The organism is Nocardia carnea, from assembly GCF_029868325.1.
In the GTDB taxonomy this organism is placed as follows: domain Bacteria; phylum Actinomycetota; class Actinomycetes; order Mycobacteriales; family Mycobacteriaceae; genus Nocardia; species Nocardia carnea_C.
The window spans coordinates 1-6,660 of sequence record NZ_JARWNW010000213.1 but is presented as its reverse complement, the minus strand read 5'-3'; the positions used below and the strand labels follow the sequence as shown (position 1 = coordinate 6,660).

Here is a 6,660-nt window from a genome sequence, read left to right as displayed (position 1 = left end):
CGGGGTAAACCCCCACCCCCGGGGGCCCGTGCCGCCGGGGCCCCCCCCGCCGTCCCACCCCGCCCCGGCCGGGGCGGCCCATTTTCCCGGGGGGGCCCGCGCCGAGGGATCAAGCCGGCGATGTGCCCTGCCGCCGGGCATTCTTGACCAGGCCGCCGCCGATGACCAACCGCTGGATCTCGCTGGTGCCCTCGTAGAGTCGCAGGAGCCGGACGTCACGGTAGATCCGCTCGACCGGCACATCGCGCATATATCCGGTACCACCGTGCACCTGGACCGCGAGATCGGCGACCTTTCCCACCATTTCGGCGCATCATCGATCTGGAAACCAGGGACGAGGTACCGGCCGGCGAGCGCGGGGTGCTCTCGGCTCGTGTCGAAGCGGTCGGACCCGATTTCCTGCGCACCACGGATCTGGCGTCGATGGATGCCGACGGTTTCGTCACGGTGTACGGCCGGGCGGACGGCGCGATCAACCGCGGCGGTTTCAAGATCCTTCCCGAGTCGGTGCGCGCGGTCCTGCTCCGGCATCCCGCGGTCCGTGATGCCTGTGTAGTCGGGGTGCCGCACAGCAGGCTCGGGCAGGTGCCGTTCGCGGCGGTGGAGTTGCGTCGCGAACGCGGGGTAGTGGACTCCACCGAACTACGCGAGCTGGTCCGAGAGGCGCTACCCAGTCACCACGTGCCGGTCGACATCGCGATCGTCGACGAGCTGCCGCGAAATGCCGCCATGAAGGTGCGCACGGACGCCGTCGCCGCCCTCTATCAGGAGAGCTGACCGGAGGATCGCCATCCGCCCATCGGTATGTCTATCGAGGGCTCGCCATCCGACTGTGCTCCGCCGGGGAGCTGTCGGCACTGGTGTCAGCGGTCGGTAGACCGCACCGGTAAGCAGTTCCCGTGGCGGGCGCGGCAGGACGCGACAGTATGACGGTACTGGCGGCCACCCGAGGAAAGGTGCACCGGAGCGACCCGCCGATCGGGCGTGGTGCGGTGGCCTACCATGGCGATGTGTCCCTGCCGGAGACCGACCGCCCGGACCTTTCCGAGTACATGACCTGGGAAGAACTGGAGCAGCTACCCGACGAGATCGCGGAGCAGATCGAGCTCTGGGACGGTCGGGCGGTGTGGCTACCTCGTGGTCCGGGCGAGCATCAGATGTTCACGGCACGTATGCGGAACGAAATCGAACGTTGCGCGCGCAAGCGCATGTCGGAAGATCCCGAGACCTGCTGGACCGTGAACTTCGAAACCAACGTTTTCCTCCGAAGCAGCGGGAAGTCCGATTTCCTGACACCGGACTTTCTGGTGTATCGCTGTCTCGAATCACCGTTCGCAGACGTCCGGGCCACCGATACGCTGCTGGTCGGCGAAGTATTGTCGCCGTCGAACAAACAGGCGGATATGGAGGCGAAGAAGGGACGCTACGCGGCTGCCGGTATCCCCTGGTACTGGGAGGTCACCCTGGCGTCCGGGCGCAGTGCGATATCCGCCATCCGCGCCTACGCCCTGCAGACCGGGTACGCCTCCCTGCCCGACGATGTCCATCCGCTGCATCCGACCAATTACCTGCTGGTCGACGAGTGGACACCCGCCGATGAGCACGGCATACATATCGGCCATCCGTTCCCGATCCACATCCCGTGGACCGAGCTCGAATACTGAACCGTGCCGTGATGTGTAGCTGCTGCGAGATCAGTCCGGGCTGAAGGTGCGAACACGATGGCGGCGATATACGGGGTCACTGTGTCGAGTTCAGGTGTCGGCCGAGCCAGGTGTGGATATCGTCGAGCGCGGCCTGCGCCATCGGGGTCGGATGTCCGGTGAACCCGTGGGGCGAGTCGGGGTAGACGCGGAGATCGATGTCTGCGCCGGAGGCCGATAGCCGAGCGGCCATCGCCAGGTTGTCCTGAAGGAGGATATCGGCGTCGCCGACGACCATGAGGATCGGCGGCAGGCCGGTCAGGTCGGCGTAGATCGGAGAGATGTCGGGGTTCGTTCGGTCCGGGGCCGTGCCGGCGTATGCCTCGAGGAAATACTCGTCGGCGATCAGACGGCCGGCCGGTGTCTGTGCGCTCAGGTCGTAGGTGCCGAATTGCAGCACAGCACAATCGAATGCCGCGACGCCCCGATCACGCAGGCGCAGCAGTGTTGCCATCGCCAGTGTTGCGCCGGCCGAAAAGCCGCCGATAGCGAGCTTCGCTGTGCCGAAACTATGCTGGGCGTGCTCGGCGAGCCAGAGCGCGGCGGTTTCGCAATCGTCCGGCGCGGCCGGCCACGGATGTTCGGGTGCGAGCCGATAGTCCACGCTCGCGACTGCGATACCGAGTGCGTCGGCGAGCCGGCGATTGCCGAGGTCGCTTGCGGCGGCTGACCCCATATAGAAACCGCCGCCGTGGATCTCCAGGAAGACGCCTTTCACCGCGGCGTCCCCGGGAGTGTGGAACCGCACTGGGACGCCGCGTCCGTTCGCGGCGACGAGTTCTTCGACAGCTGGGGGACTCGCCGCGGCCGGCTCGGGCAGGCCGGCCCGGATTGCGCGAAGCTCCTCCGGACTGTTCGGACCTCGTCCGGCCGCACGGTTGTCATAGAAAGCGCGTGACTCGTCGGTGAGAAGCCGGAGGTGAGGGTCGATCAGCTGGGACAGCCCGAGGTGCATGGACACCCACGGTAGAGCAAGATCGACAGTTTCCGGTTGTGTGGTGTCGAGGACGTCTCGGCCGAGCGATGGGAGCGCCACGGGCAGGTTCGAGCGGGCGCAGCGACGTCGTGGACCGATGATCGGGGATGTGAGCCGATTGCGGTTCATCCGAGGCCCACATCACGTTTCGTCGATTACCATCGGCGAAATGCTGGAAAGGGCCCGTGGTTCCGTCGCCCTTCCGTTCACCATAGTTCGCAAGGGCTATGCCCCTGATGAAGTCCGGATGTATTTCGATCGATTCGATGAAGAACTTCGCCGAGTCGCCGAGGAACGCGACGCCGCCCGCGCCGAGCTCGCCGCGGCCCGCCGGTCATCGAACCCGGCCGATCCCTCGAACAACGAAGGCTTCAACCTGATCCGAGAACTCCGCAGTGAAATCGACCACCTCTCCGCCTGCTGAATTCGAAGAGTGCATAGCGTCCCGCCCCGTGGGAGCGAAAGCGCGATAATGCTGTCAGCTGCCGGTGCGTGTGTTGTGGCCTACGATTGCGAAGCTGACCGTGGCGAGCGCGGCGAGGTGGTCCTCGGGCATGTTCCGTACCTCGACCTGTACAACGATCGAGCGTCTCCCGGCGTGCACGATGGTGGACACCGCGCGCGCGGTACCGGTGGTGACGGCCCGGAAGTAGCGGACGCTCAGGTCCGAGGTCACCACACCGCCGGCCGGGAGACTGTCCAGCGCCAGTGTGCCTGCCGCGATATCGACCAGGGTGGCGACGAGACCACCTTGCAGTCCGCCCGAGGTGTTGACAACATGTGGCGCCACCGGCAGCTCCCAGGTCGCCGAGCCGGATTCGTCCGGTTCCTTCCGGAAACCGATGTGGTCGAGTAGATCGCCGATTGCCTGAGTGGTGGTCATGGCCGGTCCTTGTCGAGTTGTCGTCGGGTGCATCCGTTCCGGGTGCGTGGTCGATTGCGATGCCGCATGCGGCACCGGCGGAGAAGTGTTCAGTGCGGGGGCGCGGTTGCGCTGCCGGCCTCGACACCGCGGTCGGTCAGCAACTTTCGCAGCGCGGCGAGATCCACCTTGCCTGTTGTGCCGCGCGGGATATCGGCATCGGAGTCGAGCAGCAGCCAGGTGGACGGCACCTTGAACGAACTCAAGATCTCCTTGGTCGCGGCGCGCAGCCGCTCGACGCCCGCGCTGCCCGTGACGACTACGGCCGCGGCCACCCGGGCGGCGTCGCCGCGGTCGATATCGGTGACGAAAGCGCCGGTGACGCCGTCCAGCAAGCGCAGCGCTTTTTCGACTTCACCGGGGTAGACGGTCGCGCCGTTGACCTTGAACATATCGTCGCGCCGGCCGTGATAGAAGAGGAAGCCCGCGTCGTCGAGGTGCCCGAGGTCGCCGGTGGGGTAGTAGCCGTCGGGGGTGAACAGATCCTCGCGGGTGCGGCCGCAGATACCGCGCAGGATATGCGGGCCGCGCAGCTGGATCTCCCCGATGGTGCCCGCGGGCATCGGGTTACCGGCCGGGTCGGCGATGCGCACCTGCATCCCGTCGAACGGCCGGCCGCAGCTACCGTGCGCGGATTCGGGCATATCGGTATCCGCTGGGTAGCCGCAGTAGGGGCCGAAGGATTCGGTCATCCCGAACAGGTTGGCCCGGGCCCCAGGCCGCGCACGCTGCCCGGGTGGTAGAAGGGCCTCGAGGCTGCCGGGCCGCAGCGCGGACAGATCGGTGCCGAGGGTTTCCGCCCGGCGGGCGAGGGCTTCGGCCTGATCGGGCCAGCCCCGGAACAGGGTGACCCGTTCGCGTTCGAGTAACTCCAGGGTCGATTCCGGCCGCGGTATCTCCTCGGTGACCAGGGTGGCGCCCGCCGCGAGCGCGGAAAGGATGCCACCGCCGAACCCGCCGACCCAGAAGAACGGCATCGGGAGGTACAGCCGGGCCTCGGCGTCGATACAGCGGGCGGTGAGCCCGGAGCGCACGGCGGCCAGCGCGTTACCGTGCGAATGGATAACGCCTTTGGGCAGGCCACGGCTGCCGGAGGTGAACATGATGAGCATGGGGTCGGCCGGGCGGACGGTGGCGGCGAGTGCCTCGGCGACCGCGCTCGCCGCCGGTGTCACCGTGAGCTGGGCAGAGGCGCCGGGGATATCGCCTTCTCCGGGCGCAGGCCGAGCTCCGGAGAGCACCGGCGAAGAGGCGTATCGACTGTCCGCCGATGCGGGGGTCGGCTCGGCGGGGAGAACTTCCCCGAGCGGTTCGGTAGCGGCTTCGGCACTGAATATGTACCGGAGGGCCGGCAATTCAGGGTGCTGGATCGGCGTGGTGTTGAGTGCTTCGCCGAGTACGGCGCGGAGTCCGTCGAGGTAACGGTGGCCGCGGAATTCGACGGTGGTGATGAGTACTTCCACGGCGGCGGCGCGTAGTTGGTCGATCAGTTCCGGTGGTTTCAGCAGTGTGCTCATCGGCACCAGTACCGCGCCGATCCTGGTGAGCGCGAGCGCGATCCGCACCCAGCCGACACTGTTGGGGGCTACCAGCCCCACCCGGGTGCCCTTGGTGATTCCGGCGGCCACGAACGCGGCGGCCAGCCGGCGGGTGGTGGCGTCGAGGTCGGCGTAGGTCGTGCGCGTATGCGGGTCGATCACCGCCGGATGGTTTCCACGCTCGGCGGCATGGTGGCGCAGCAGGGTGTCGATGGTGTCGATCGCCGCGGTGTGCTCAGGCATCGAAGATCTTTCCGAGTCGCTGGATGTCCACTTTGCCGCCGGGTAGCAGCGGTACCTCGCCGGGCCGCAGGGCGGCGAATCGCCGGGGGACCTTGTAGGCCGACAACTCCTGCCGGAGGCTTTCGCGCAGCGCGGTGTCGTCGACAGTGGCGTCGGGAGTGACGAGTACGGCGGCCACGATCTCGCCGCGGTCGGGGTCGGGCAGGCCGAGTACATGTGCGGGCGTGCCGGTGATCTTCGTGATCGCCTTCTCCACCTCGGCCGGCGAGACATTGGCGCCCGCGGTTTTGATCATGGCTCCGCGCCTGCCGAGGAAGTAGAAGAACCCGTCGTCGTCCACGCGCACCAGATCACCGGTAGGGAACCAGCCGTCGGCGTCGAAACACTGCTCCCGGCTGCGGCCGTGGTAACCCTGCATCACATACGGTCCGCGGATATACAGTTCGCCGGTCGTGGCGTCGGTGCCGGTGTCGGGGTCGACGATGCGGGTGTCGAAGCCGGGTGCGGGTTTCCCGAACGAACCGCGCCGGTGTTCCGGCTGATCGGAGTCGTCGCCGCTGAGCAGGACCACGCTGCCCGCCTCGGTCATCCCGAGCATATTGTGCCGCAGCTCCGCGTCGGTGGGTCGCGCGTCGGCGGGCATGATCGCATAGAGGTTGCCGCGGCGCATCGAGGACAGATCGCGGGCTGCGAAGCTCGGGTGCCGGGCCAAGTGTGCGACGCCGGCTGCGAAACCGTTGGTAACCGTGGGTTTCTCGGCCTCCAGTAGATCGAGGGTAGCGCTCGCGTCGGTGGCGTCGGAACACACCAGTGTGGCACCGGACAGCAGGGTCGCCAGCAACGCGAAACCGAAGCCGCCGATCCAGAAGAACGGCGAATTGCAGAACAGCCGGTCCGCCGCGGTGAGGCGGCGGATCTCGTTGAGGTTGCGCTGATGGTCCAGTAGCGCGCCGTGGGTGTGTACGACACCCTTCGGTGCGCTGGTCGAACCGGAGGTGTAGATGATCGACAGCGGATCGGCGGCGGTGACCTCCCGTTCCATCGCCGCGAGGAGGTCCGCGCCGCCGGGGGGGGGGGGGGGCGCGGGGTTGCCCGAGGTTGTGGTCGAGGGGTTTCCCGTATCGGTGTTGTAGCCGCCGGGCGGGCCCCTCGTCCCACTGTAGTCCCCGTATACCGCTGCCCCCGTGCGGGCGGGTCAGCTCACTGGGGGTGGCTTTGGGGTTTAACGGCCCCCCCACGGCCCCGATCCGGGCGGCGGCGAACGCGGCGATCACGAAA

Annotated in this window: 5 protein-coding genes and 3 pseudogenes; 3 read left to right on the top strand and 5 right to left on the bottom strand. The window is 67.4% G+C overall.

The genetic code is table 11. From position 1 onward, the window contains the following. Positions 1–109: 109 nt before the first annotated feature. Positions 110–313 (bottom strand): annotated as a pseudogene (locus tag QH196_RS18140) (acyl-CoA dehydrogenase family protein); the annotation flags it as partial. Here QH196_RS18140 and QH196_RS18135 point away from each other — a divergent pair. Both QH196_RS18135 and QH196_RS18130 read left to right on the top strand, forming a co-directional pair. Then, positions 271–777, top strand: a pseudogene (locus QH196_RS18135) (AMP-binding enzyme); the annotation flags it as partial. The pseudogenes QH196_RS18140 and QH196_RS18135 overlap by 43 nt on opposite strands. 275 nt (positions 778–1,052) lie before the next feature. Further along, on the top strand, positions 1,053–1,664 hold the full coding sequence (locus QH196_RS18130; RefSeq protein WP_432279507.1) for a Uma2 family endonuclease: 612 nt from the start codon (positions 1,053–1,055) through the stop codon (positions 1,662–1,664). A gap of 76 nt (positions 1,665–1,740) precedes the next feature. Here the strand turns inward: QH196_RS18130 and QH196_RS18125 are convergent, their stop codons facing one another. Then, the gene (locus QH196_RS18125) at positions 1,741–2,658 is read right to left on the bottom strand and encodes an alpha/beta hydrolase (protein WP_280416987.1); all 918 of its coding nucleotides are present in this window, start codon (positions 2,656–2,658) and stop codon (positions 1,741–1,743) included. Positions 2,659–2,788: 130 nt separating this feature from the next. Between QH196_RS18125 and QH196_RS18120 the strand changes: the two genes are divergently transcribed. Further along, on the top strand, positions 2,789–3,103 hold the full coding sequence (locus QH196_RS18120) for a hypothetical protein (RefSeq protein ID WP_280416985.1): 315 nt from the start codon (positions 2,789–2,791) through the stop codon (positions 3,101–3,103). A gap of 54 nt (positions 3,104–3,157) precedes the next feature. Here the strand turns inward: QH196_RS18120 and QH196_RS18115 are convergent, their stop codons facing one another. From QH196_RS18115 to QH196_RS18105, 3 genes and pseudogenes are all read right to left on the bottom strand, one after another. Continuing rightward, a complete protein-coding gene (locus tag QH196_RS18115; protein ID WP_280416984.1) occupies positions 3,158–3,562 on the bottom strand; it encodes a PaaI family thioesterase in 405 nt (134 codons plus the stop codon). Between the two features lie 89 nt (positions 3,563–3,651). Next, positions 3,652–5,382 carry a class I adenylate-forming enzyme family protein gene (locus QH196_RS18110; RefSeq protein WP_280416983.1) on the bottom strand — a complete coding sequence of 577 codons (1,731 nt, stop codon included), beginning with the start codon at positions 5,380–5,382 and terminating at the stop codon, positions 3,652–3,654. Next, a pseudogene (locus QH196_RS18105) lies at positions 5,375–6,660 on the bottom strand (ANL family adenylate-forming protein); the annotation flags it as partial. The pseudogene QH196_RS18105 and the gene QH196_RS18110, both read right to left, overlap by 8 nt.

Bases quoted from the DNA above. Each gene is read 5' to 3' on its own strand.
- QH196_RS18115 (WP_280416984.1), bottom strand. From the start codon at position 3,562: ATGACCACCACTCAGGCAATCGGCGATCTACTCGACCACATCGGTTTC.
- QH196_RS18130 (WP_432279507.1), top strand. From the start codon at position 1,053: ATGACCTGGGAAGAACTGGAGCAGCTACCCGACGAGATCGCGGAGCAG.
- QH196_RS18125 (WP_280416987.1), bottom strand. From the start codon at position 2,658: ATGCACCTCGGGCTGTCCCAGCTGATCGACCCTCACCTCCGGCTTCTC.
- QH196_RS18110 (WP_280416983.1), bottom strand. From the start codon at position 5,382: ATGCCTGAGCACACCGCGGCGATCGACACCATCGACACCCTGCTGCGC.